We start from the raw sequence: 24388 nt of genomic DNA on the forward strand, positions 1-24388 counted from the left end.
CATTATTTAGCTTCTGCTGTTTTTTCTTTTGCAGAACGTACTTGCTCGTCCGCATGGTAAGAAGAACGCACAAGTGGGCCAGCTTCACAGTGGCTAAATCCTTTGCTAAGTGCAATTTCTTTAAGCTCTGCAAATTCTGCTGGTGGGTAATATTTAAGAACTGGTAAATGCTTCTTAGATGGTTGTAGGTATTGCCCAAGAGTTAAAATATCCACATTGTTTGCACGTAAGTCATCCATTGCTTCAATTAAATCTTCTCTCGTTTCACCTAAGCCCACCATAATGCTCGATTTAGTTGGAATATCAGGCTGCATTTCTTTCGCTCGACGTAAAAACTCTAATGAACGTTCATATTTTGCTCTAGCGCGAACTCGGTCAGATAATCGACGTACTGTTTCAATGTTATGGTTTAAAATATCTGGTTTTGCATCCATTAACATTTTTAAGTTTTCTTCTACTCCACCCATATCAGATGGTAATACTTCAATAGACGTGAATGGGTTTTTACGACGTACTGCGCGTACTGTTTCAGCAAAAACAGCTGCTCCCCCGTCCTTTAAATCATCACGTGCAACCGCTGTTATAACAACGTGCTTTAAGCCCATTTGTACTACTGAATCTGCTACGCGTTCTGGTTCTTGTAAATCAAGCTCAGTTGGTAAGCCTGTTTTAACCGCACAAAAACGACAAGCACGTGTACAAACCGCACCTAAAATCATAAATGTTGCTGTTTTTCTTACAGCCCAGCATTCATGAATATTCGGACATTTTGCCTCTTCACAAACGGTATGAAGATTCTTAGAACGCATCATTTTCTTTAAGCCTGTATAGTTTTCATTCGTGTTTAACTTAATTTTCAACCATTCGGGCTTGCGCTTATATTCTGTTTGTTTTGTCATGGTTATCAACTCCGCACAATATGAAATAGTTTACCGTGTTCGCTTCTTTCAATGTAACATATCTATTCTAACGTATGAAAGCGATTTGCTCAAATGAAGATTCTAAGATTTTTTCCAATCGTTCCCTATAATGAAATACTCCGTATATCCCACACTAAAAAGAGTGATGTTGTGAAAGGAGTCTATTTCATGCTTCGAAAAATTTCTCTTTTGCTTTCTATTTGTTTTCTTCTCCACCAAAACATCGCTTACGGTGAAGATAATCAGCAAAGCATATACGAAAAGCGCATGGCACTATATAAAGAAACCGAGCAGTCTTCAGGCATTCCATGGTATTACTTAGCTGCAATGGATCAATATGAAAGAAATATACGGAGCGTAAGAAAAGATATTCCGAAAAAACCAGATGCCATCATTTCCCTTTATTTCAAACCAGAAATATGGGCTGGACCTATTAATAGTAACGATACTCTCCCCCATACAATTTCTCTATTTGGCGGAATAGGTTTAGATGGTGACAAAGATGGATTTGCAAATGCAAATAGCGACCGTGATCTTCTGCATACCGCAGCGACTATTTTAAGGAAACAAGGAACGTCAGAAGACCGTATTAAAATTATGCTCTGGGAATATTATAGACGTGCAAAAACAGTTGATTTAATTAGCGAATATGCCCAAATTTATAAACATTATGGACGTATTAATTTAGAGGGAAATGCTTTTCCTCTTCCGATCCGTAGTGACCATAGCTACCGTAGTACTTTCGGCGCTGGAAGAAGTTTTGGCGGCAGAAGGATTCATGAAGGAACAGATATTTTCGCCGGATATGGCGTGCCAGTAAGATCGACTTGCTATGGCATTATTGAAACGAAAGGTTGGAACCGCCTTGGTGGATGGCGCATTGGTATTCGCGACCTTCATAACAATTACCATTATTACGCTCATTTAGGCGGGTTCTCAAAAGAAATACAGCTTGGACAAATTGTTGAGCCAGGGAAAGTAATCGGATTTGTTGGTAGCACTGGTTATGGACCTCCTGGTACAGCCGGAAAATTTCCGCCCCACTTACATTTTGGCATGTATAAAGACAATGGCTATACAGAATGGGCCTTCGATCCATACATGCATTTAAGCCTTTGGGAACGCAAAGAACGAGCAAATACAAAACGATAACCGTAGCTGCATTGCTACGGTTATTTTTTATCCATTAAAAGCCTGGCTGAGCCGGATTTCACTTTATTTACAACTAACTATCTGTTTTCTTTTATCAGGTACAGCAACACTTCCGCTTCCATAATACGTAGGCACTTCCCCTTGAACGATACGCGTCGCAATCGGAACATTTTGTTTCACCGTTATCTCTTTCGTATGAAATGGAATAATTACTTGCAATGTTACTTCCATTTCCATAACAATTTGAATTGCTGTAGTATTAATCCCATGCGGCTCAATTTTTTGTTTAATATCTGTATTCACATGCCCAATTGGCGTGAAATGAATCGGAATATCCGGTCCTATATTACCAAGAAGTGCATTATCAGTTACACGCCCAAAAGGAACTGCCATAGTCGCCCCGTTTTTTTCAGAAATACCTAGCTCCTTCAACTTCCCTTGTTCTACTTGCTGCAAATATTTTTCTATGTACGTGGTCGTTGACGTTACGATTTCATTTACTTGCTTTGTATTTAAATTAATTGTAGATACTTTTCCGTTTTTATCATTCTGTACTTTCATTAATGAATCTACATCGAATCCTTCATTAATTCGATCCTTTACCGCCTTCGTCATAATTGCCGTCGCCATTTTATGCGTCTCTACTTCCCCATATTTAATTAAGGTCGGCTGAATATTATTATTCACAATCCACAACCCTTGCGTAAGTAATATAACAAAAAGAATAAACGACATAAGCAGTATATACCGAAAGGCAATAGGTCCCCTTCGAAACCGCGAGTTTTTCGAGCGAAATATACTCATAAAAAAACCTCCTTCTTATATCATTTCTATGCAAGAAGGAGGGACGATATATGCTTATCTCATTTTTAATAATGCTTCTTTTCCAATCGTTCCTGCTGGAATGCCTAATGCTTCAGCTCCAGTCGTTACCGATTCTAGCGGCGCTTCAAGAAGTTGTTCAATCGTTCTTACACCAACCGCACGGCCAGCAATAATTCCTCGATCACCTAACTTCTCATTTAAAAGACCTACATCTAATGCACCACACATAATATATCCTTTATCGCTCATTACAGCTAGCAAATTTGTCTTTGGAAGTTTCACGCTAACCGCAATAAACGTATAATTATCAATTATAATTGGCTCCACATTAACCATAGTTCACACTCCTCTCTTTCTTATCTGTATGACAAGAGAAAAATGAGTGTTACAAGTTAACTAGCCTATAGTTTAACGGAAGATTTATAAGTTATTAACATATCTGTTAACACATCTCTAAGTAGTTCTGGCATATAATATTGTTTGTCAGAAAGTGTGGATAGCTCTGGGTATAAGTAGCCAAATGTAAACATATCAATTGTTCCTACTGTATATATACGCTCTAATTCCAGCGATTCCCCGTTAATTAATACATCTTCGAGTAAAATTTTATTCCCAGGAATCGTATCTGGAATTACTTCTACACCCGCGTAAATCATTTTCCCCATCACTTTCCCACGAAATCCGAATCCTTTCACCTCAAGATTCTCCATATTCGGCTTACGTGCTTTCAAAATAACTTCTCTTAATATCTTTCCTGGAACTTTCAAAGCACACGGATTAATTGGATGTGGACAAATTCTGTGAATATCTCCGCGCGTTACGACACCCTCTTCTAACCCTTCAAGAAGTACACCAGCATTCACCATGCCAATTTCTGCACCGCACCATGTTTTCAGCGCACTTGCTAACATATGAGAAAACGGCGTCTCATGAAACCAATCAACCTGTAATGACTCTTTTAAATGAACGACAGGCTCTGCCATTATATGCTTACTTTCTTCCTGCAGTATTTCAATTGTGGATAACGGCTCGCTATAAGCACCTAACCGTTCCGTCTTAATCGCTCTACCGTCCTTTTTCAACAGCTTCTTCGTCTCTTTATCCACAGTAAGCTGCACGTGCCCAACGTAACGTCCCCACTTTTCACAGCAACAAAGTAAAGTATCATTCATTAGAACACCACGCTCAAATAAATGATGCGTATGTGCCCCTAAAATAACATCTATATCATAATGCTCTGCCATATACTCATCCATACTTTTTCCAAGGTGAGAAAGGACAACTGTAATATGTGCCTCATCTCTCACTTCTTCTAAAATAGACTCTAAATGGATAAGCGGATCTTCAATATGCCAATCGAGCATTTGATAAAACTCTGGATACGCAACAGTTAACCCGATAAAAGCAATCGTAATCCCATCTGTCGTTGTATGTAATTTATAAGGCTTTGCCCATGATGGACGTACACCTTCTTTTTCAAATAAATTTGCGACAAGTACTTCAAATCCAGCATCATCATAGAGCCGATTTAAATGCTCTTTCGCTAACGTAATTCCTTCATTATTTCCGATCGTTACATAATCATATAACGCCTCATTTAAAAGCTTCGTATTCCCAAGCCCATTTGTCGCTTCCGAAATACTATGAAAACGATCCACATGATCGCCGATATCAATCGTCAAAACCGTCTCTCCCGCTTCCTGTCTTCGCTTTTTCTCCCCTAGAACAAACCGAGAAATTTGCGGCCAATTTTCAAAATGACTATGTATATCGTTTGTATGATAAAGGTGGATGATTGTTTCTTTATTTGTATTCAGAGAAAAAACCTCCTCTCAGTTCCTTACTGCCATTTACGCTATGCGCACACAATAATCCTGTAAATACTTTTCGTCTTTTCTTGCTATTTTACATTGTACTCGCATTGTGAGAAAAAGCAAAAGATTGTCCTTTTTATATGAGAAACTTTTGCTAATGCAGGAAATAATTCCAGATAGTGGAGGGAGGGGTGGATTTGTCAAAAAGTTTAATAGAGAATTCAGTGGGTGGTTGTTCAAGTGGATTTGTCTTAAACCTAGTCGTTCTCTGTTCTTATAAAATGTTTGGGGTATATGAGGATTTTCTTTTGTCTTATCTTGTCGACAGATCGATATTCCTTGTCGAAACGTTGATATATTGAAATAATCGTTGATATATTCCCGTTTATGATCGATATATTTGAAAAATCGTTGATATATTTAGCTGAACACCCACCCGGGTATCCTCTCCCAAGCCAAGACAAATCCGCAAAACAAAAAAGCGCCCTGCACAGCAGGACGCTTTCTTCATACATATATTATCCAGTTCCAGCGGCTAGAATGTTCGGTGGCTTCACTTCTTCCTATGAGGCAAAAAGCGCCTCTACGTCAGAAGCTCCATCCCCCTCACATTCTGAACGAGCCGCTTCCACTTTAAATATGTCCAGCTTCGCCTCCTAGACCCTCATGTCTAAGAACCTTCCGCACGAGAAGATAAAAAGCATCTTCTGTGCGAAAGAACCTTAGCCAACGGGTCTGAACAGTCGGCTCCGCATTTCTATTTAACCGATAGAACCTTCCATCTCAAACTTGATTAGGCGGTTCATTTCAACTGCGTATTCCATTGGAAGTTCGCGAGTGAATGGCTCGATGAAGCCCATTACGATCATTTCTGTAGCTTCTTGCTCAGAAATACCGCGGCTCATTAGGTAGAATAATTGTTCTTCTGATACTTTCGATACTTTCGCTTCGTGCTCAAGTGAAACGTAATCGTTTTTGATTTCGTTGTAAGGAATTGTATCAGATGTAGATTGGTTATCCATGATTAACGTGTCACACTCGATGTTAGAGCGAGAGTTTTTCGCTTTTGGTCCGAAGTGTACGATACCACGGTAAGTTACTTTACCACCATGCTTCGCAATCGATTTAGAAACGATTGTTGAAGACGTGTTTGGTGCTAAGTGAATCATTTTCGCACCAGCATCTTGGTGTTGGCCTTTACCAGCAATCGCGATAGATAATGTTAAACCACGAGCGCCTTCGCCTTTTAAGATAACTGCTGGGTATTTCATTGTTAATTTAGATCCGATGTTACCGTCAATCCATTCCATCGTTGCGTTTTCTTCACAAACCGCACGTTTTGTAACTAGGTTGTATACGTTGTTCGCCCAGTTTTGGATTGTTGTATAACGACAATATGCATCTTTCTTAATGATGATTTCTACTACCGCACTGTGAAGTGAGTTAGTCGTGTAAACAGGTGCTGTACAACCTTCTACGTAGTGTACGTGTGCGCCTTCGTCTACGATGATAAGCGTACGCTCGAATTGTCCCATATTTTCAGAGTTAATACGGAAATACGCTTGAAGTGGTGTATCAACTTTAACACCTTTTGGAACGTAGATGAATGATCCACCAGACCAAACTGCAGAGTTTAATGCAGAGAATTTGTTGTCTGTTGGTGGGATTACTTTTCCGAAATGCTCACGGAAAATATCTTCGTTCTCTTTTAATGCGCTATCTGTATCTTTGAAGACGATTCCTAGAGCTTCTAGGTCTTCTTTCATGTTGTGGTATACAACTTCAGATTCGTACTGTGCAGATACACCAGCTAAATATTTTTGCTCAGCTTCTGGAATACCTAATTTATCAAATGTTGCTTTAATTTCATCAGGTACTTCATCCCAAGACTTCTCAGATTTCTCAGATGGTTTTACGTAGTACGTAATTTCATCGAAATCTAAGTCGTTTAAGTCGCCGCCCCATTGTGGCATTGGCATTTCGTAGAACTTATCCAGTGATTTTAAACGGAAGTCTAACATCCACTGTGGTTCTTCTTTCATACGTGAAATTTCTTCAACGATCTCTTTTGTTAAACCGCGTCCAGCACGGAAAATCGAAACGTCTTTGTCTTTGAAACCATATTTATAATCGCCGATATCTGGCAGTTGCTTCGCCATGTTGGTGTGTCCCTCCTTAGATAACCTCGTTTTTAGGAACCTTTAACATTACTTATCTTCGTTTAAGCCCTTTTCTAACGCTTTCCACGCTAATGTTGCACATTTAATACGTGCAGGGAACTTGCATACGCCTTGTAATGCTTCAATATCTCCTAAATCGATGCTGTCATCGTACTCTTTTCCTAGCATCATGTCAGAGAAAATTTTCGAAAGCTGAAGTGCTTCTTCAATTTTCTTACCTTTTACTGCTTGTGTCATCATTGAAGCTGAAGACATTGAGATTGAACATCCTTCACCTTCAAACTTCGCCTCTTGCACAATACCTTCTTCTACTTTCATCGTAAGTTGAATACGATCGCCGCAAGTTGGATTGTTCAAGTTAACGGTAACACTATCTTCTAACACGCCATGGTTACGAGGATTTTTGTAATGATCCATAATAACTTGACGATATAACGTATCTAAATTATTAAATGACATTTGTGAAATACTCCTTTGTCTTGATTAGCGATTCAACAAATGTATCAATTTCTTCTTTTGTATTATATAAATAGAAGCTCGCACGTGCTGTTGAAGAAGCTTTTAGCCACTTCATAAGCGGTTGTGCACAGTGATGTCCTGCGCGAACTGCAATGCCTTCTACATCTAATACAGTCGCTACATCGTGAGGATGTACGTCTTCAATATTAAATGTAACAAGACCAGCGCGATGCTTTGGACCATAAATTGTAACGCCATCTACTTCTGATAGTCTTTCTAAAGCGTATTGCGCTAATTCATGCTCATGCTTTTCAATATTATCAAGACCGATTTCTTCTAGGAAATCAATTGCCGCACCAAGTCCGATTGCATTACCGATAATCGGTGTACCTGCTTCAAACTTCCACGGAAGCTCTTTCCACGTAGATTCTTGTAAATCTACGAAATCAATCATTTCACCGCCAAATTCAATTGGCTCCATATTGTTCAGCAATTCTTTTTTACCATATAATACGCCGATACCTGTAGGTCCGCACATCTTATGAGCAGATAATGCGTAGAAATCACAGTTTAAATCTTGTACATCCACTTTCATGTGAGGTGTACTTTGTGCACCATCAACGACCATAATTGCGCCATTTTCGTGTGCGATTGCTCCGATTTCTTTTACAGGGTTAATCGTTCCAAGTACGTTTGATACTTGCATAATAGAAACGATTTTTGTATTCGGTGTAACTGTTTGACGAACATCTTCTAAAGAAATTGTACCGTCTGGTTGAAGCGGAAGATATTTTAAAGTTGCACCAGTTTTCTTCGCAACTTGTTGCCACGGAATGATATTACTATGGTGCTCCATGTAAGAAATAACGATTTCATCGCCCTCTTTTACATTTTCAAGACCATAGCTAGCTGCTACTGTATTTAATGCAGTTGTCGTTCCGCGTGTGAAAATAATCTCTTCCATTGATTTCGCGTTAATAAACTTGCGAACTTTCTCACGTGCACCTTCATACGCGTCGGTAGCTTTCGTACCGAGCGTATGAACACCGCGATGCACGTTAGAATTATATTCTTTATAGTAACGTTCTAACGTTTCAATGACTTGAATTGGTTTTTGAGAAGTTGCTGCACTATCGAAATAAACAAGTTGTTTGCCGTTCACTTTTTGATCAAGAATTGGAAACTGTTTGCGTATTTCATGAATATTCATTAGCGAACTTTCCTTTCAATTACCTCAACAAGCTGTGCCTTTACTCCTTCAATTGGAAGCTCATTAACTACAGGTGCTAAGAATCCATGGATGACTAAACGTTCTGCTTCGCGTTTTGGAATACCACGGCTCATCAAGTAGTATAGTTGGACTGGATCTACGCGACCTACTGAAGCTGCGTGACCTGCCATTACATCATCTTCGTCGATTAAAAGAATTGGGTTTGCATCACCGCGTGCTTTTTCATCTAACATAAGAACGCGAGAAGATTGTTGTGCATTTGATTTAGATGCACCGTGTTCAATCTTACCAATTCCGTTAAAGATAGATGTTGCACTATCTTTTTGTACACCGTGTTTTAAAATCCAACCTTCAGAGTGTTTACCGAAGTGAACAACTTTAGTTGTAAAGTTTTGTGTTTGGTTACCACGGCCAATTGTTACTGTTTTCGTATCAGCATATGAACCGTCGCCCATTAAGTTCGTAACGTTCTCTGAAATTGTGTTTCCGTCATTCATAAGGCCTAGAGCCCAATCAATACGGCCGTCGCGTCCTACAACGCCGCGGCGGTTAACGTAAGTTGTTACGTCTTTTGCTAATAGATCAACCGCACCGAATTTCACTTGTGCGCCTTGTTCCACGATTACTTCTGCCACGATATTTGCAATACCTTTAGCATTTTCATTTGCAACGTAGTTTTCTACATAAGTTGCAGTACTGTTCGCATCAGCTACGAATAGTACGTGATTATATACGTTAGCTTCTTCGCCATCTACTAAGAATACAGCTTGAAGTGGAGTTTCAAGAACAACGTTTTTCGGAACATATACGAATGCACCGCCGTTGATTAATGCAGCATGAAGTGCAGTTAGACGATGCTCGTCTACTTTCACGCCGTCTTTCATTAAGTACTTTTGTACTAGTTCAGCATGCTCAGTTGCAGCTGTTACGATGTCTGTGAAAATAACACCTTTTTCTTTTGCTTCGTCTGCTAAAGAAACGAACGCAGTTGTACCAGTGCGTTGTACTAATACGCTGTTATTTTCATCGATTAAGTTTTTCACTGCTTCTGGAAGTTCAGTTAAAGAACTTACAGGCTCTTGCTTAGCAGCGTCGCCTTTTCCGATAAAGTCCCATTTGTCAATTTTCGTTTTATCAGGCGTTGGCATTGGAAGTTCAGTTGCTTGTGCAAGAGCTTGTAAGCGGAACTCAGTCAACCAAGCTGCTTCGTTTACTTCGCTTGCGCGTTGACGGATTGTTTCTTGATCGAAAGGTAATGTACCGATTGTCATGTTTATGCTCCTCTCTTACGCTTCTTGCTCTGTTGTTTCGTCTTCAATACCTAATTCTTTTTTAATCCAGTCGTAACCTTCAGCTTCTAGACGTTGTGCAAGCTCAGGGCCACCAGATTTAACGATACGACCGTTCATCATAACGTGAACGAAGTCTGGAGTGATGTAGTTTAATAAACGTTGGTAATGCGTAATCATTAGGCAACCGAACTCTTCGCCGCGCATTTCGTTAATACCTTTAGATACAACTTTTAATGCATCGATATCAAGACCTGAGTCAATTTCATCTAAGATTGCGATTTTTGGCTCAATCATCATTAATTGAAGAATTTCGTTACGTTTTTTCTCTCCACCAGAGAAACCTTCGTTTAAGTAACGTTGTGCCATTTCTGGATCCATTTCTAGGAATTCCATGTTTTTATCTAATGTACGGATAAATTTCATAAGAGAAATTTCATCGCCTTCTTCACGACGTGCATTAATTGCAGAACGTAAGAAGTCAGCGTTTGTTACTCCGCTAATTTCACTTGGATATTGCATTGCTAGGAATAGACCCGCTTGTGCGCGCTCGTCTACTTCCATTTCTAATACATCTTCACCGTCGATGATGATGCTACCTTCTGTTACTTCATACTTTGGGTGACCCATAATTGCAGAAGATAAAGTTGATTTACCTGTTCCGTTAGGTCCCATAATTGCGTGGATTTCTCCACCTTTTACTTCAAGGTTTACACCCTTTAAAATTTCTTTGCCATCAATTGATACGTGTAAGTCTTTAACCGTTAATGTAGAACCAGCCATCTCAATACCTCCATTAATCCTATATATACATTTTAAAAATTCCTAAAACGTTCATATTCTCATTTTATTCTCATTCTAATTTTATATCAAATAAAATGATATCGCAAACGACGAAAAAAAGTAACCGTTTTTTCACAAATGTATATAAGTATTTCCTTCACATCTTTCTATGATACACCTTTCTTCTTATTTATATAAAGAAAAAAGGACTGGTGATTTTCCAGCCCTTTCCTTATATTTATTCACTTACCGGAAGTACAGCACCTTTATATTCTTTATTAATAAAATCTTGAATTTCTTTTGAATGTAGCACTTCTACTAGCTCTTTAATTTCTTTTTTCTTCTCATCACCTTTACGAACTGCAATGATGTTTGCATACGGAGAGTCTGATCCTTCAATCGCAATTGCATCCTTTGTTGGATTTAATTTTGCATCAATTGCATAGTTTGAATTAATAAATAAAGCATCTCCCTCATTATTTTCATACAATTTCGGTGAAAGTCCAGGTTCAACATCTGTTTTAAATTTTAAGTTTTTCGGGTTTTCTACAACATCTTTTACTGTTGCTTTAACAACATCTACTCCGTCTTTTAATTTAATAACGCCACCTTTTTGTAACAATGCTAACATACGGCCTCGCTCCGCTACGTTATTACTCATAATCACTGTTCCGCCATCTGGTAAGTCTTTTAAGCTTTTATATTTCTTAGAATAAATGCCCATAGGTTCTAAATGGATTTTTCCTGCGTTTACAATTTTATATCCCTTTTCTTGAATTTCTTTATCTAAGTAAGGAATGTGCTGGAAGTAGTTCGCATCAATTTCTTTATCCGCTAAAGCCTTATTCGGCAACACATAATCTTGGAATTTTTTAATTTCTAATTTAATACCCTTTTTCTCTAAAATCGGCTGTGCCTTTTCTAAAATAACAGCGTGTGGCACGTTAGAAGCTCCCACAACAAGCTTATTCTCCTCTTTTCCTCCGCAAGCAGCTAATGTAAATACAGACAACGCTGTAACAATTGACAGTAGAACCTTTTTCATATGCTTTCCCCTTCTCCCCAATAGTTATATAGTTATAAAAAGAGCCGGCATACACCAGCCCTTTTCAGCAATTATTCTTTTACAGGAACAACCGCCCCTTTATATTCTTTATTAATGAAGTCTTCAATTTCTTTAGAATGCAATACTTCTACAAGAGCTTTAATCTCTTTCTTATCTTTATCGCCTTTACGAACAGCTACTATGTTTGCGTATGGTGAATCATTTCCTTCAATTGCAATTGCATCTTTTTCCGGATTTAACTTTGCATCAATTGCATAGTTAGAGTTAATTAAAACAGCGTCGCCTTCTTTATTGTTATACACTTGTGGCAATAAACCAGGCTCGATATCCGTTTTGAATTTTAGATTTTTCGGATTATCTGCAATATCTTTTGGAGTTGCTTTAACTGGATCTATTCCGTCTTTAATTTTTAAAATACCTTCTTTTTGTAAAATTGCTAAACCACGTCCATGGTCAGCAACTGAATTACTCATAATAATTGTCGCTCCGTCCGGAAGCTCTTTTAAGCTCTTATACTTTTGAGAGTACACACCAATTGGTTCTAAATGAATTTTTCCTGCTACTTCAAAGTCATACTTTTTATCTTTAATTTCTTTTTCTAAATACGGAATATGCTGGAAGTAGTTTGCATCTAATTCCTTATCCGCTAACGATTTATTTGGCAATACGTAATCTTGGAATTTTTTAATTTCTAACTCAATTCCTTTTTTCTCAAGTAACGGTTTTGCCTTTTCTAAAATAACAGCGTGCGGTACGTTAGAAGCACCAACAACAAGTTTCTTTTCATCTTTATCTTTCCCGCCACAAGCAGCTAATCCAAAAATTGAAGTTGAAATAAGTGCCGTAAGTAATAATTTTTTCATTTGAAACATCCTCCCGTTTTTTATTATCGTTTATCTATTCGAGTCGTTAAACTATCACCAATCCACTGAATTAAAAATACAACTAGTAATACACAAATTGTCGCAACGATTGTTACATCGTTATTCCCTCTTTGGAATCCTTCTAAGTAAGCAAGTGTTCCAAGGCCACCAGCACCAACAACTCCTGCCATTGCTGTATAGCCTACTAAAGCAATTGTCGTAACCGTAATACCAGATACTAATGCTGGTAACGATTCTGGAATTAACACTTTCAAAATAATTGTGCTTGTTTTTGCTCCCATTGCTTTTGAAGCTTCAATTACACCTTTATCAATTTCGCGAAGTGCGATTTCAACCATTCTCGCGTAGAATGGTGCCGCTCCAATAATTAAAGCCGGCAAAGCTGCACTTGCTCCAAGAATTGTTCCAAGAAGAATCTTTGTGAATGGGATTAATAAAATAATTAAAATGATGAATGGTATAGAACGGAATATATTTACGAATGCTCCAATCACCGTATTAATTGATTTGTTTTCCCATAAATTATCTTTTGCTGTCATGAAGAGTAACAATCCTAAAATGAGTCCTAAAACAAATGTCGCAAGAGCTGCGATTGCCGTCATATATAACGTTTCACCAGTTGCTTCTAACATTTGATTCCAATCAACATTTGTGAGTAACTTATCCATGTGCAATCACCTCCAGCTCTACTTGATCTTGATGAATTCCTTCTATTGCTTGCTGGATCGCTGTTTCCTCACCATTTAAATGAACAACTAAACTACCGTAAGAACCGTTATTCGTTTGTGCGATATTTCCTTGCAAAATGCTAACTTCTATATCACTGCGTTGCATCAATCGTTGAAGCACTGGTCTTTCTACAGCCTCACCGATAAACTGCAAACGAATTACTTTTCCATCTGGATATTTTTCAATTAAACTTTCAATCGTTTCATTTGTATCTTCAGAATCCGTTAACTGCTGTACAAATCGTTTCGTAATATCTTGCTTCGGATTACGGAATACATCAAGTACTGGACCTGTTTCTACAATCTTTCCTTTCTCCATTACCGCAACACGATTACAAATCTTTCGAATTACGTGCATCTCATGTGTAATGAGTACAATTGTTAAACCAAGGCGCTTATTAATGTCTAATAGTAAATCCAAAATTTGATCTGTCGTTTCCGGATCAAGAGCTGACGTTGCTTCGTCACATAAAAGCACTTGTGGATTGTTAGCTAATGCTCTTGCAATCCCAACGCGTTGCTTTTGTCCCCCGCTCAGCTGAGATGGGTACGCGTCTCCTCTTCCTTCTAATCCAACAAGATGAATTAATTCATCAACACGTTTTCTTCTCTTCGCTTTATCAACACCTGCAATTTCAAGTGGAAACTCTATATTTTCACGTACAGTTCGTGACCAAAGTAAGTTGAAGTGCTGAAAAATCATTCCGATTTCTTGCCTTGCCTTACGAAGTTCACTTCCTGTAATTGCTGAAATGACACGATTTGCAATTGTAATTTGGCCAGAAGTTGGTTTCTCCAACTGATTGAACAATCTAATTAAAGAACTTTTTCCAGCGCCACTATATCCGATAACACCAAATATTTCACCTTTATCTATTTTTAAATTGGCATTATCTACAGCAGTGACATCACCGCTTTTTGCTTTATATATTTTCTTTACATTCTCTAATAGAATCATGGTGTATCACCCCTTTTTTAAATAAAAAGCGCAAGCGGCTCGTTTAGAACAAGAGGGCGTTTGAATCCCTGACGTAGAGGCGCTTTTTGCCTCATAGGAAGGGATGAAACGACCGACTGTTCTAGCCGCTGGAGCTAGATTTCATAAAGATTTTAGGTCGACTCCGCAATTTTTTATTTTTAATGCGTGTAGTCCACTGTTATCATTACTTTTATTATTTGAATGTCCTCCACATTCAAACAATAAAAAAACCTTTCTGCTTTAGAGAAGCAGAAAGGTTTTTATGCGTATATAACAACATTATCCCTCTCTCTCATCTCTCAAAGCATTTGCTTTGCAGGAATTGGCACCATTTCAACATAAGTTGACGGTTGCCGGGCTTCACAGGGCACAGTCCCTCCACCTCTCTTGATAAGAGAAATCAGATTCAATTTTCGTCTGATTTGAAATTTATGAAATTGTCTATATTTTATGACTTGAATTGTATCAATATACACTCACCATGTCAACAGAAATTTTCGCAAAAAATGAAACTTCAGAATTTTAAGCACCTACTGACATCGGTTTACATATATGAAACATCGATTCCACTAATAACATCGTTCGGTACGTTCCCGAATATTGTACACGTCCATCATTCATTAGCATTTGCAATCGTACATTTCCATTCACCAATTGTTCTATATCCTTTTCATCTAAGCAAATGATTTGTTCCGTTCCTCTTTCCTCATGTACCAACTCTATATAATCTCTTGAAATTTGTAACGAACAACTTTCATCTCCAAAGCGAAAATTAACAGTTTTTTCTTCTTGTCTTAAAAGCGGTTCTAAATGATATTGACCATTAGCGTAATTTACAAATGATTGAAGCAAAGAATATAATCTCACCCTAAATCACATCCTTCATATCACTTTCTATTACATACCATTCCCTCTCACTAAAGAGCAATCCTGTTATTTTCGCTCGACAAATACTGTATCCATCCTGCATCTCGACATATTTCCCAAGAAATATGTCGAGGCGGCAAAAATTTTGCCGCCTACTTTAATTCCGTATATAAATATTCAACCGAATGAAATGCGTATATCTTCTTCATCAGTGTCCCATTTTCAAAAACAAGTAAACAAGGTACACTTTCAATCCCATACTCTTTCGCTAAATGCGGAGCATAATTTAAATCTAACATCCCAATTTTCAAATCTTCAATTGTCATCTCAACCACTGTTAACATCTTTTTTGCTAATTGGCATGTTCCACACATTGGAGTATATACATATAATACTGTTTTTTCTTCGTTCTCTATTAGGGCTGTAGCTTCGGCTCCTGTCCAATCAATCACTTCTATCATTCCTTACCGTAAATATTCTGTATAAACGTCAATGTCGGCTCCCCATAATACATTTGCTAAGTGTGTAGATGGCGCAGTTGCCACTTCTCGGTACGAGCGATCAATATAGATATGCTCGGCTTGCGGGAATTCTTTTCGAAATTGTTTCCTTAACTTTTCTCCAGCATCATCAGCATCCACTAGCACATACACTTCCTTATCAAAAAACTGATCAACGAGCTCATCCATTTTCGACAAACCAATTGTACCATTTGTACAAACAATTTCCACCGGTTCACGAATAATAGATTCAATCTTTCTTCTATCTGATGTACCTTCTACAATAATGACTTTTTCTACATAAATCATATGTCATCACCCGATCACCATATACTATACAACCTTGAACTTAGTATATAGTATATTCGTTATTTTCATGTTGTTTCCTGTTTATTTTTGCAAAAGAAAAGCGCAAGCGGCTCGTTTAGATTGTGAGGGGGGATGAAGCTTCTGACGTAAAGGCGCTTTTGGCCTTGTAGGAAGAAGCGAAGCCACCGAACAATCTAGCCGCTGGAGCTGGATCATAAAGAAAAGCGGAACCCACTGTTTAGCCCTGTTGGCTAAGGTTCTTTCGCACAGAAGACGCTTTTTGTCTTCTCGTGCGGAAGGTTCTTAGACATGAAGGGCTAGGAGGTGGAGCTGGACAATGAAAAGCGCAAGCGGCTCGTTTAGATTGTGAAGACTTATGAAACCTTACCACAAAACAGTTTTTCTCATAATAGCTTATTTATTTACATATAACTTGAATTTCATTATTTCACAAAAAATAAAAAAGGACAGCACAAAGGCTGTCCTTTAGTCGACTATAATTAGTCTTGGTTTGTCATTTCTGCATATTTTTCTGCAGTTAATAACTTCTCAACTTGGCTTGCATCAGAAAGTTCAACTTTAACCATCCATGCACCCTCGTATGGAGATTCGTTAACAAGTTCTGGTTGGTCACTTAATTCTTCGTTTACTGCTACAACTTTACCGCTTACAGGTGCGTATAACTCAGAAACTGTTTTAACAGATTCTACGCTTCCGAATGGCTCGTTAGCTTCGATTGTTGCACCTACTTCAGGAAGTTCAACGAATACGATATCGCCTAGCTCACCTTGTGCAAAGTGAGTGATACCGATAACAACTTCATTACCTTCAGTTTTTACCCATTCGTGTTCTTCAGAGTAACGTAAATTATTTGGAATGCTCATGACTGTACCTCCAGTGAATGTATTAATTATGTAAAAATACCTTATTGGTACTTTTTCCACACACTTTCAAACTGCTCTTCGTTAAAACCAAGTGTTACATTCGTTCCATCTGTTACAATTGGACGTTTAATCAACATGCCATCAGATGCTAAAAGCTCATACATTTCGTCTTCGCTTGCATCTTTCAACTTATCTTTTAGACCAAGTTCACGGTAACGCATTCCACTTGTATTAAAGAATTTTTTTAATGGTAATTCACTTTTTTCATGTAAATTACGTAAATCTTCTTTTGATGGTGGATTTTCAACAATATGAATCATCTCATATGCTACATCGTTTGCCTCAAACCATTTCTTTGCCTTTTGACATGTGCCACACTTTGGATATGAATAAAATGTTACTGTCATAAATTCACCTACTTTTTTACTAACCTTTACCTTTATCATATAGAAAACGTTTTATTATTTCAAACCATTATTCGCTAAACTTTTACTTATTTCGTGATAATTTTTAATAATCCTGCGAATTTTTCTTATTTTTCCGCCATTTGTTAAGAAAAAAATAAATATATAAATTTTTTAGATTCTGCACCAAACATATATCTTAAACAAGCGTTTGATTAATTCTCCATTTTCTTTCTTAACCTTTGAACTACAGGAGTTTCTTTCTACCGAACATACAGCTTAAACAAACGTTTGATTAATTCTCTATTTTTCTTTGTTAACCCTTGAGTTACATCGGTTTCTTCCTACCGAACATACAGCTTAAACAAACGTTTGATTAAAAAAATAAGAAGCCTCTTTTGCAGGCTCCTTCATTATCTATTTAAATAATCTGCAATTGTTTGAAATACGACGATATACATATTATGAATACTTTCTTCTGTATTTCCACCATTCGATAAACCAACTGCCCATTGTTGTCCTTCACCACTTCCGATATTCGCAAACCCTTGCGTATACATAGCATTTACATCTTTTCGGGCACTGTTATACTCTATCCCTTTTGTAATAAAAATCGAATATGATTTATCTTGTAAACCGATAAAAAACACTGGTTTCTTTAGTGATGAAAATACATTTTTATATTGCTCTGTTGAGGCTTCTTGAAAGTGATCTTTCATTATTAGAAAACCATCTACTTCCTTAGATTTCTTTTCCAGTTCCTCTAACTTCATTTCCTCAAACTTTATATTCCTAAACGTATCTTTCGTTTTTTCTCCAACAACTCCAATTACGAGTGCTCTTCCGTTATATTCTAATTTCTCTCCTTCTTTATCCTTTGCACACCCAGCACCGACTAGGCATATCAATATAAAAAATAAGAAATACGATAAACGCTTCATTTAGCACCCTCCCCTTCTTTTTAGTCAAGTGACAAAAACGTAAGGTTAATTCAAGAAAATGTAAGTAAAATCGATAGCCCAATTCACGTTTCTATATTATAATCAATTGAATTTACTTACATTACTAAACATAGGAGATCAACATGAAGAAATTTAAACTTTCATCTTTTCTTCCGTTAAGTTATATACTTCTACTCGTGCTCGTAAGTCCCCTTTACGACGTATTAAATAAATCGACTGTTCACGCAGTAGACGTTACAACTGTAGTAGATGATTGGATTCCATTTGTAAAAGCATTTATTATTCCTTATTTACTTTGGTTTCCATACTTATACGGCGCACTTATTTATTACTGTTTTGCTGACCGAAAGCAATATTATGTTACTTTAAGTAGTGTTATTTTTGGAAAGCTTGCTTGTTTTTCTATTTATTATTTTTGGCAAACAACTGTACCACGTCCGACTGTCGTTGGAACAGATGTATTTTCTGAACTAGTTCGCTATATTTATAGTATCGACCAGCCAGTAAACTGTTTCCCTAGCATTCACGTTCTTACTACATTTGTAATTATGTTAGCTGCCTTTAAGCGTAGAGAACAGCATGTTTTTGAATATTACATCCTTACTTTCTTCGGTACACTTATTATTTTATCAACGCTATTTACGAAGCAGCACGCCTTTGTAGATGCCGTTTCTGGAATGACGCTTGCAAGCATACTTTACTTCGGCGTTCAGCTCTTATTGGCCAAAGAACCAATAAGAGTTCCAGTAAAACAAAATCATAGAATGTAGCATGACAAAAAAGCAGACTGTGGCTTCAGTCTGCTTTTATCTATTATTAAGGAGATTTTCAATTTAAGATTGCGGTACAGTCATATCACCAGAATGAATACGACCTGCTTTTTTAAGAGCAATGTAAAGTATATAAGAAACAGCTACTGGAATGACGATATAAGTAATTACCATCGCCGGGAGAACTTCCCATCCTTGGCTGGAAATTAAATTAATTGGTGCGATAAGAGAACTTAATCCAAGACCTGCAATTTCCTTTCCTGCTTCCAGTTGGAAAATTAATGCTGATACTGGACCGACTATAGCACTGGCGACGACAGTTGGGACGAGAATCATTGGATTTTTAGTGATATTTGGCAATTGTACTTTCGGAGTACAAAGTGCTTGAGCTAATATGCCACCTAAATTGTTTTCTTTTGCTGAGATGACAGAGAATCCGATAAACTGAGCAACGCATCCAGCAAGAGCAGCACCACCTGCAACACCGTCTAAGCTAAGTGCAATTGCTAACGCAGCTGATGAAGCTGGAGAGATAAGTAATAGTCCCCAAACTACTGCAATGACGATAGAAGCGATGAATGGGCTACCAGCTGAGCTATCTTTAATAAACGCTCCAACTGCATTTAAAACAGGAGTAATATTATGAGATAACCAAATGCCTACTAAACCAGAACCTAATATGGCCGCAAATGGAACGAGCATCATATCTAACGCAGTTTTTCCACTTAAACGTTTACCAATATATACAGCTAAAGTTGCTGTTAATAATGCACCGATTGGCTCACCTGTTTTAATAATTAGACCAGCTTCAGTAATCGAAATGGATCCGGCACCAATCGCTCCGGCTACCATCGCCGAGAAGATTACAAGACCGTTTGCACCGAGCATAAAAGCAATTCCAGCACCAATTGCCGGTGCCATTAGTGATTTTGCAACAACTCCGATTGTAATAAGTAATGGTATATCAACAATTCTTCCTATATTTTCGATCAGTAAACCAATTCCGAGGGATACGAAAATACCTTGTGCGATTCCAGCAGATGCTTTAAATACACGAGACATTATATATTCCTTCATTTGTTTCACCTTCTCCTATAAGTTAGTAACCAATTGTTTTCATATAATCACGTAAAATATCGTTTGATTTTGCGAATCGAGATTCTTCATCCTCTGTTAAATTGAGTTCTACAACTTCTCTTATACCGTCTCTAGTAATAATAGCTGGTACTCCTGTACAAATATCATATTCACCGTACTCACCATCTAAAATGGCTGATACAGCAATGACACGGTGATCATCATTAAAGATTGAACTCGCAATATATGCTAGAGAATTTCCAATCCCGTAATAAGTAGTTCCTTTACGTTTATAAATTTCCCAGCCAGCTTTTGCAGTCTTCTCAACAATTTCATCTAAATCTATTTCACCAAATCGTTCTTTTTGTTCTTCTAAAATTTGCAGAATTGGCTTTCCACCAACAGTTACATGAGACCAAGCAACCATTTGAGAATCACCATGTTCTCCTAATGAATACCCATGAATACTACGAGGATCTACATATAGCATTTCAGATAAAATTGTTCTTAAGCGAGAAGAATCTAGTGATGTACCAGTACCGATTACGCGATTTCTAGGTAATCCAGCTAATTTCCACACTTCATATGTAATAATATCAACTGGGTTCGATGCAAGTAAGAAAATACCATCAAATCCACTTGCCATTACACCACCAACAACACTTTCCATAATCTTCGCACTCGCTCCTAAAGTATCTAAGCGACTTTGTCCAGGTTTTGGTGCTGGCCCTGCTGTAATAATGACAATGTCCATATCTTTGCAGTCTTCATAGCTTCCTGCATATACTTTTGTTCTTGTATTTGTAAAGTTAATGCAATGTGATAAATCCATTGCTTCCCCAACTGCACGTTCATGATTTATATCAATTAATAATAGCTCTTCGCAAATCCCTTGATTTACAATGGAATACGCACAACTTGATCCAACTAATCCAGTACCGATAATTGCAATTTTTCTTGTATGTCTTTTCATAGCAATCTCTCCTAATTGATCATATAATCTATTTCTTTTGTTCTTTACATTCTTAATTATAGAGGTTCCCACGATAGAAACCATGGATACTTTGTGAAATATTGAACAAAGTTTTTGTCCTTTTTGTGAATTGTCATATTCCATTTTCGTCATATTTGTTACAACTGGAAAAATATTTATTATGTATTTATTGACACATACAAAAAGAAAACGAGCGAATAAATTCGCTCGTTTTCTTTTTCCTGTTATTCCGCACTTAATTGACTTTTTAATTGCTGTACAATCATTGGATTAGCAGGTGCTGCCGGTTTGTAATAACTCTTTTGCTTTGCGTACTCATACATATTACGTTGGCGCGCCTCGTCTTGATTACGAATTTGAATTAACGTTTGATGTAACTGTTCATTATCAGACTGAGCAATATAATTTGCATAGCTTGTTAAACTCGCATTTAATCCTGCTAAATAATCATTTACCATATCTTTTTCATTCATCTTTCTCTTCCTCCTATCCTAGGAAAGTCATTAATTGCTGTTTCGTATTTCGTGCATCTTGCGCATCTTTTTGTAGCATTTGTTTCAGTTGTGTATCTGTACACGTCTGTGCATACTGCTCCAACTTGTTAATAATTGTTGCGTGTCCACCAATTAAATGACGTAAGTTTTCTACTTCAAGCTCTGTTAAGTTTTGCATATAACATACCCGCCTTTCTTTGTTCATTCATCATTAGTATTTGGTTCTTTTTGGATTGTATTCATCAACTTTTCCCACATATAAAAAAAATAAAAGATGAATAGCTAAGCCATTCATCTTTTATACTGGTTATGTATTTATTTTTATAGAGATACAATCATACTTATACTCACAAGTAAGTTCCATATAATGTGTAAAATAATACTAGGTATAATAGATTGCGTCTTTTTGTATAACATAGCAAATACAATCCCCATAATCATTGCCGTAACCGGAAAACCACCATGAAGAATCCCAAAGATGAAGGAAGAAATAATGATACCAACTAGAAAACTATATTTCTTTTCAAAAAATCGATACAAAATACCTCTATATAAAATTTCTTCTTTAATTGGTGTAATTATAGCAACACTTAACACATATATAATACTTTGTAGACTATTTTGAAGTCCTAAGCTCCCTAATTGTTCTCGCTGCTGCCCTGCACTTTCAAAGCTAAACAACTCTAACATTACATACTGAGTTAATGCAATGATGATAAAACCTATTAATAAATACAAGTAGGTTTTCCCATTTTTTAAAACAGATACATCCCATATGTTCTTAATAAAATGAAGCACTGGTTTATAAGCAAATAAAACAATAGTAACAACAGCTGCATCAAATAGAAGTAAATAATATCCCTCTAAATTAGCACGTAATACCTCTTCTCCAAAAATTCCAAGGGCTAAAGCAAGGAATAATCCCCCTAAGAGTGAGAACCCTAGAATGCTTGCAATCGTTACAACTAGATTTTTATATGTTATGTTATCTACTTCTCTTTCTGCATTATACGCGTCTAATACTGTTTTTCTCATACTATTCCTCCATTTGTTTTCATTACCTTAACAAAAATCCTTTAATACAAATATATAGATAATATAACAATTTTTTCAAAAAGAATAATATGCAATTTTACATATTATGAAAACTTTATATTTTATAGTTTTAGGAATAGAATTGCTATGCAATAATTATTATATGAAATTTTAAAAAATACTTCCTATCCACTATAACCCTCGCATCATATAAAACTTATTAGTTAAAGGAGCAATGAACATGAAAACACATGACTTCCTTACAGAAATCCAGAAGGGCTCTGAGCCTAGTCCATATCAAGATTCTATTGCTTTTATTTTCGTTTGCCTTTCCGTAGTCATATACACATTTTTCAAACCTGTAAAATAATATCATGTAATGAGAAAAAGCCTACCGCTCTTTTCGAATTATATGTACTAAAAAACCTAAGAATCACTTCTAAGGTTTTTGTTTGCCTCGCTTCTTATTCACGTAACCCTTTAATAAACGTTTCCAACAATACATGTAAACTTATATCTAAATCTAACGGCAAACCAAATCCGCCCTGTTGTTCAATCGAAGCAAATCCATGACAAATACTTCTGAATCCGCGTGTCGCATGAAGTGCATTCTCTCCTTCTAAGCCATACTGTTGTAAAACCTGAAGACAAAGCTTTACAATTCCGTCACCTGCTTTTCTTACTTCTTCATCTCGTAAAAAAGTTGCTTCATATAGTCCAGGATGTTTTCGGACAAATGCTACATACGCTTCTCCTAAAGCATGAATTGCTTCATCCATCCGTTTATCCTCGGCAGCTTCTTCCAGTCTGTTATGCAGCTTTTTGATTCCGTAAATGCCAAGATTTTTCCGTACATCTTGTAACCCTTTTACATGATTATATAGTGAGGGCGAACGTACCCCTAACGTTTGCGCTAATGAAGCTAACGTTACTTCTTGTACTCCATTTGCATCTGCAATTTCTGCTGCTGTTTCTACAATTTTTTGTAATGTAAGTCCGATTCTCGGTGACATCAATTAACCCTCTTTTCTACTTTCTATATTCCGCTTCGCTTCTTTAATAGCAAGCTCTATGAAAGCCACTGGATCGTTTATCATTTTTCCATGTCCTGCCGCAAGCAAGGAAGGCTCATATTCTCTTAACTTCTCTGCACTTTGTAATGATATTTCTTTGCTCCACGTTGCCATCGCCGGAAACGGAAACCAAAATTTCATTTGTCCTGAAACAGCCATACCTCCTCTTGTTTGGAATGCATCTCCGACAATAAGAGCTTTATTTCTTACATCAAGAAACGACATGGAGCCTGGCGTATGTCCCGGTGTCATAATCGCAAGAAGCGATCCAACTCGGTCGCCATCTTCTAATAAAATATCAGGTACCGTTTTTAATTTTTTAGGTACACCGCCTTTTATCGGTATATTCGGTTCATCCTTTTGTAACGTCATATCTCCTTCTAACAGCTTTGCGTCCCGCTTAGAAATATAGACTGGAACATGAGGAAGTACTTCCTTTAATGCATCTAATGCACCGATGTGATCATCATGCGCATGTGTTAATACAATCTTAGTAATTGGTTTTCCTATTTTCTCAGCCACCTGTAAAATACCTTTTGCGCTATATGGCAAAGCCGCGTCAATTAAAGTTAAACCATCATCTTCCTCTACAAAGTAACAATTTACAGGAAACGCTCTTGGCAAAAATGACAATTGATATACCGTTTTTTCATGTATCATCCTCATAGTCCCATCTCCCTTTTCACGAAAACTAATACTATTAGTTTTA

At 37.1% G+C, this 24388-nt stretch carries 28 protein-coding genes and 1 riboswitch; of the genes, 2 read left to right on the forward strand and 26 right to left on the reverse strand.

The window, feature by feature from the left end; translation table 11 throughout:
* Positions 1–2: 2 nt before the first annotated feature.
* Positions 3–899 carry a lipoyl synthase gene (lipA, locus tag V7S45_RS24690; protein WP_000166372.1) on the reverse strand — a complete coding sequence of 299 codons (897 nt, stop codon included), beginning with the start codon at positions 897–899 and terminating at the stop codon, positions 3–5.
* Between the two features lie 189 nt (positions 900–1088).
* Between lipA and V7S45_RS24695 the strand changes: the two genes are divergently transcribed.
* Positions 1089–2072 (forward strand): M23 family metallopeptidase, encoded by a 984-nt coding sequence (locus V7S45_RS24695; protein ID WP_000944665.1) that lies wholly within the window; start codon positions 1089–1091, stop codon positions 2070–2072.
* 63 nt (positions 2073–2135) lie between these two features.
* Here V7S45_RS24695 and yunB read toward each other — a convergent pair whose 3' ends face one another.
* The 18 genes from yunB to V7S45_RS24785 all read right to left on the reverse strand — a co-directional run bounded on the left by yunB (position 2136) and on the right by V7S45_RS24785 (position 18215).
* Positions 2136–2876 carry a sporulation protein YunB gene (yunB, locus tag V7S45_RS24700; RefSeq protein WP_342761535.1) on the reverse strand — a complete coding sequence of 247 codons (741 nt, stop codon included), beginning with the start codon at positions 2874–2876 and terminating at the stop codon, positions 2136–2138.
* A gap of 54 nt (positions 2877–2930) precedes the next feature.
* Positions 2931–3233 carry a DUF1805 domain-containing protein gene (locus tag V7S45_RS24705; protein WP_000248466.1) on the reverse strand — a complete coding sequence of 101 codons (303 nt, stop codon included), beginning with the start codon at positions 3231–3233 and terminating at the stop codon, positions 2931–2933.
* Positions 3234–3298: 65 nt separating this feature from the next.
* Entirely contained in the window at positions 3299–4714 is a 1416-nt protein-coding gene (locus V7S45_RS24710) for a bifunctional UDP-sugar hydrolase/5'-nucleotidase (RefSeq protein ID WP_342761917.1), read from the reverse strand.
* Positions 4715–5472: 758 nt separating this feature from the next.
* The gene (sufB, locus tag V7S45_RS24715) at positions 5473–6870 is read right to left on the reverse strand and encodes a Fe-S cluster assembly protein SufB (protein ID WP_001118827.1); all 1398 of its coding nucleotides are present in this window, start codon (positions 6868–6870) and stop codon (positions 5473–5475) included.
* A 48-nt stretch (positions 6871–6918) separates the two neighbouring features.
* The gene (gene sufU, locus V7S45_RS24720; RefSeq protein WP_000009523.1) at positions 6919–7350 is read right to left on the reverse strand and encodes a Fe-S cluster assembly sulfur transfer protein SufU; all 432 of its coding nucleotides are present in this window, start codon (positions 7348–7350) and stop codon (positions 6919–6921) included.
* Complete coding sequence (gene sufS, locus V7S45_RS24725; RefSeq protein ID WP_001020767.1) at positions 7340–8560, reverse strand: cysteine desulfurase SufS; 1221 nt, start codon at positions 8558–8560, stop codon at positions 7340–7342. The genes sufU and sufS overlap by 11 nt, the downstream gene beginning before the upstream one ends.
* Positions 8560–9852, reverse strand: coding sequence for a Fe-S cluster assembly protein SufD (gene sufD, locus V7S45_RS24730; RefSeq protein WP_000152167.1), 1293 nt, complete (start codon positions 9850–9852; stop codon positions 8560–8562). Before sufD ends, sufS begins: the two co-directional genes overlap by 1 nt.
* A gap of 15 nt (positions 9853–9867) precedes the next feature.
* Positions 9868–10653 (reverse strand): Fe-S cluster assembly ATPase SufC, encoded by a 786-nt coding sequence (sufC, locus tag V7S45_RS24735; protein WP_000929160.1) that lies wholly within the window; start codon positions 10651–10653, stop codon positions 9868–9870.
* 238 nt (positions 10654–10891) lie between these two features.
* Positions 10892–11698, reverse strand: a complete 807-nt coding sequence (metQ, locus tag V7S45_RS24740; RefSeq protein WP_000757005.1) for a methionine ABC transporter substrate-binding lipoprotein MetQ — start codon at positions 11696–11698, stop codon at positions 10892–10894.
* 71 nt (positions 11699–11769) lie between these two features.
* Positions 11770–12582, reverse strand: coding sequence for a methionine ABC transporter substrate-binding lipoprotein MetQ (gene metQ, locus V7S45_RS24745; protein ID WP_063537946.1), 813 nt, complete (start codon positions 12580–12582; stop codon positions 11770–11772).
* A gap of 23 nt (positions 12583–12605) precedes the next feature.
* The gene (locus V7S45_RS24750; RefSeq protein ID WP_000359557.1) at positions 12606–13271 is read right to left on the reverse strand and encodes a methionine ABC transporter permease; all 666 of its coding nucleotides are present in this window, start codon (positions 13269–13271) and stop codon (positions 12606–12608) included.
* Entirely contained in the window at positions 13264–14289 is a 1026-nt protein-coding gene (locus V7S45_RS24755; protein ID WP_000601754.1) for a methionine ABC transporter ATP-binding protein, read from the reverse strand. The genes V7S45_RS24750 and V7S45_RS24755 overlap by 8 nt, the downstream gene beginning before the upstream one ends.
* Before the next feature lie 310 nt (positions 14290–14599).
* Positions 14600–14707, reverse strand: a riboswitch (SAM riboswitch).
* Positions 14708–14832: 125 nt separating this feature from the next.
* Positions 14833–15177: a hypothetical protein gene (locus tag V7S45_RS24760; RefSeq protein ID WP_001242139.1), complete on the reverse strand. Its 345-nt coding sequence runs from the start codon at positions 15175–15177 to the stop codon at positions 14833–14835.
* A 152-nt stretch (positions 15178–15329) separates the two neighbouring features.
* Complete coding sequence (locus tag V7S45_RS24765) at positions 15330–15638, reverse strand: thioredoxin family protein (protein ID WP_002008881.1); 309 nt, start codon at positions 15636–15638, stop codon at positions 15330–15332.
* Positions 15639–15641: 3 nt separating this feature from the next.
* The gene (locus V7S45_RS24770) at positions 15642–15986 is read right to left on the reverse strand and encodes a toprim domain-containing protein (protein WP_000640870.1); all 345 of its coding nucleotides are present in this window, start codon (positions 15984–15986) and stop codon (positions 15642–15644) included.
* Between the two features lie 500 nt (positions 15987–16486).
* Positions 16487–16870 (reverse strand): glycine cleavage system protein GcvH, encoded by a 384-nt coding sequence (gene gcvH, locus V7S45_RS24775; RefSeq protein ID WP_000026897.1) that lies wholly within the window; start codon positions 16868–16870, stop codon positions 16487–16489.
* Positions 16871–16911: 41 nt separating this feature from the next.
* Positions 16912–17277 (reverse strand): Spx/MgsR family RNA polymerase-binding regulatory protein, encoded by a 366-nt coding sequence (locus V7S45_RS24780; protein ID WP_000218968.1) that lies wholly within the window; start codon positions 17275–17277, stop codon positions 16912–16914.
* Positions 17278–17687: 410 nt separating this feature from the next.
* Positions 17688–18215, reverse strand: a complete 528-nt coding sequence (locus tag V7S45_RS24785) for a hypothetical protein (protein WP_283748274.1) — start codon at positions 18213–18215, stop codon at positions 17688–17690.
* A 143-nt stretch (positions 18216–18358) separates the two neighbouring features.
* Here V7S45_RS24785 and V7S45_RS24790 point away from each other — a divergent pair, with 143 nt between their 5' ends.
* Complete coding sequence (locus V7S45_RS24790) at positions 18359–19006, forward strand: phosphatase PAP2 family protein (protein ID WP_000713775.1); 648 nt, start codon at positions 18359–18361, stop codon at positions 19004–19006.
* A 63-nt stretch (positions 19007–19069) separates the two neighbouring features.
* Here the strand turns inward: V7S45_RS24790 and V7S45_RS24795 are convergent, their stop codons facing one another.
* From V7S45_RS24795 to V7S45_RS24825, 7 genes are all read right to left on the reverse strand, one after another.
* A complete protein-coding gene (locus V7S45_RS24795; protein ID WP_000666172.1) occupies positions 19070–20083 on the reverse strand; it encodes a PTS sugar transporter subunit IIC in 1014 nt (337 codons plus the stop codon).
* A gap of 22 nt (positions 20084–20105) precedes the next feature.
* The gene (locus V7S45_RS24800) at positions 20106–21209 is read right to left on the reverse strand and encodes an L-lactate dehydrogenase (protein ID WP_342761536.1); all 1104 of its coding nucleotides are present in this window, start codon (positions 21207–21209) and stop codon (positions 20106–20108) included.
* Between the two features lie 92 nt (positions 21210–21301).
* Complete coding sequence (locus V7S45_RS24805) at positions 21302–21550, reverse strand: spore coat protein (protein WP_001002981.1); 249 nt, start codon at positions 21548–21550, stop codon at positions 21302–21304.
* Between the two features lie 13 nt (positions 21551–21563).
* Positions 21564–21749, reverse strand: coding sequence for a hypothetical protein (locus tag V7S45_RS24810; protein WP_242278364.1), 186 nt, complete (start codon positions 21747–21749; stop codon positions 21564–21566).
* A gap of 143 nt (positions 21750–21892) precedes the next feature.
* On the reverse strand, positions 21893–22606 hold the full coding sequence (locus tag V7S45_RS24815; RefSeq protein WP_001232993.1) for a type II CAAX endopeptidase family protein: 714 nt from the start codon (positions 22604–22606) through the stop codon (positions 21893–21895).
* 464 nt (positions 22607–23070) lie between these two features.
* Entirely contained in the window at positions 23071–23619 is a 549-nt protein-coding gene (locus V7S45_RS24820) for a TetR/AcrR family transcriptional regulator (RefSeq protein ID WP_000074925.1), read from the reverse strand.
* A 3-nt stretch (positions 23620–23622) separates the two neighbouring features.
* Positions 23623–24345, reverse strand: a complete 723-nt coding sequence (locus V7S45_RS24825) for an MBL fold metallo-hydrolase (protein ID WP_001242329.1) — start codon at positions 24343–24345, stop codon at positions 23623–23625.
* Between the last annotated feature and the right edge of the window lie 43 nt (positions 24346–24388).

This window comes from Bacillus sp. BR3(2024) (genome assembly GCF_039134555.1).
Classification (GTDB): Bacteria; Bacillota; Bacilli; order Bacillales; family Bacillaceae_G; genus Bacillus_A; species Bacillus_A cereus.

What these genes read in the sequence shown, in the direction of transcription:
- lipA (WP_000166372.1), bottom strand. Translation starts at nt 899, where the DNA reads ATGACAAAACAAACAGAATATAAGCGCAAGCCCGAATGGTTGAAAATT.
- V7S45_RS24695 (WP_000944665.1), top strand. Translation starts at nt 1,089, where the DNA reads ATGCTTCGAAAAATTTCTCTTTTGCTTTCTATTTGTTTTCTTCTCCAC.
- yunB (WP_342761535.1), bottom strand. Translation starts at nt 2,876, where the DNA reads ATGAGTATATTTCGCTCGAAAAACTCGCGGTTTCGAAGGGGACCTATT.
- V7S45_RS24705 (WP_000248466.1), bottom strand. Translation starts at nt 3,233, where the DNA reads ATGGTTAATGTGGAGCCAATTATAATTGATAATTATACGTTTATTGCG.
- sufB (WP_001118827.1), bottom strand. Translation starts at nt 6,870, where the DNA reads ATGGCGAAGCAACTGCCAGATATCGGCGATTATAAATATGGTTTCAAA.
- sufU (WP_000009523.1), bottom strand. Translation starts at nt 7,350, where the DNA reads ATGTCATTTAATAATTTAGATACGTTATATCGTCAAGTTATTATGGAT.
- sufS (WP_001020767.1), bottom strand. Translation starts at nt 8,560, where the DNA reads ATGAATATTCATGAAATACGCAAACAGTTTCCAATTCTTGATCAAAAA.
- sufD (WP_000152167.1), bottom strand. Translation starts at nt 9,852, where the DNA reads ATGACAATCGGTACATTACCTTTCGATCAAGAAACAATCCGTCAACGC.
- sufC (WP_000929160.1), bottom strand. Translation starts at nt 10,653, where the DNA reads ATGGCTGGTTCTACATTAACGGTTAAAGACTTACACGTATCAATTGAT.
- metQ (WP_000757005.1), bottom strand. Translation starts at nt 11,698, where the DNA reads ATGAAAAAGGTTCTACTGTCAATTGTTACAGCGTTGTCTGTATTTACA.
- metQ (WP_063537946.1), bottom strand. Translation starts at nt 12,582, where the DNA reads ATGAAAAAATTATTACTTACGGCACTTATTTCAACTTCAATTTTTGGA.
- V7S45_RS24750 (WP_000359557.1), bottom strand. Translation starts at nt 13,271, where the DNA reads ATGGATAAGTTACTCACAAATGTTGATTGGAATCAAATGTTAGAAGCA.
- V7S45_RS24755 (WP_000601754.1), bottom strand. Translation starts at nt 14,289, where the DNA reads ATGATTCTATTAGAGAATGTAAAGAAAATATATAAAGCAAAAAGCGGT.
- V7S45_RS24765 (WP_002008881.1), bottom strand. Translation starts at nt 15,638, where the DNA reads ATGATAGAAGTGATTGATTGGACAGGAGCCGAAGCTACAGCCCTAATA.
- V7S45_RS24770 (WP_000640870.1), bottom strand. Translation starts at nt 15,986, where the DNA reads ATGATTTATGTAGAAAAAGTCATTATTGTAGAAGGTACATCAGATAGA.
- gcvH (WP_000026897.1), bottom strand. Translation starts at nt 16,870, where the DNA reads ATGAGCATTCCAAATAATTTACGTTACTCTGAAGAACACGAATGGGTA.
- V7S45_RS24780 (WP_000218968.1), bottom strand. Translation starts at nt 17,277, where the DNA reads ATGACAGTAACATTTTATTCATATCCAAAGTGTGGCACATGTCAAAAG.
- V7S45_RS24785 (WP_283748274.1), bottom strand. Translation starts at nt 18,215, where the DNA reads ATGAAGCGTTTATCGTATTTCTTATTTTTTATATTGATATGCCTAGTC.
- V7S45_RS24790 (WP_000713775.1), top strand. Translation starts at nt 18,359, where the DNA reads ATGAAGAAATTTAAACTTTCATCTTTTCTTCCGTTAAGTTATATACTT.
- V7S45_RS24795 (WP_000666172.1), bottom strand. Translation starts at nt 20,083, where the DNA reads ATGAAGGAATATATAATGTCTCGTGTATTTAAAGCATCTGCTGGAATC.
- V7S45_RS24800 (WP_342761536.1), bottom strand. Translation starts at nt 21,209, where the DNA reads ATGACGAAAATGGAATATGACAATTCACAAAAAGGACAAAAACTTTGT.
- V7S45_RS24805 (WP_001002981.1), bottom strand. Translation starts at nt 21,550, where the DNA reads ATGAATGAAAAAGATATGGTAAATGATTATTTAGCAGGATTAAATGCG.
- V7S45_RS24810 (WP_242278364.1), bottom strand. Translation starts at nt 21,749, where the DNA reads ATGCAAAACTTAACAGAGCTTGAAGTAGAAAACTTACGTCATTTAATT.
- V7S45_RS24815 (WP_001232993.1), bottom strand. Translation starts at nt 22,606, where the DNA reads ATGAGAAAAACAGTATTAGACGCGTATAATGCAGAAAGAGAAGTAGAT.
- V7S45_RS24820 (WP_000074925.1), bottom strand. Translation starts at nt 23,619, where the DNA reads ATGTCACCGAGAATCGGACTTACATTACAAAAAATTGTAGAAACAGCA.
- V7S45_RS24825 (WP_001242329.1), bottom strand. Translation starts at nt 24,345, where the DNA reads ATGAGGATGATACATGAAAAAACGGTATATCAATTGTCATTTTTGCCA.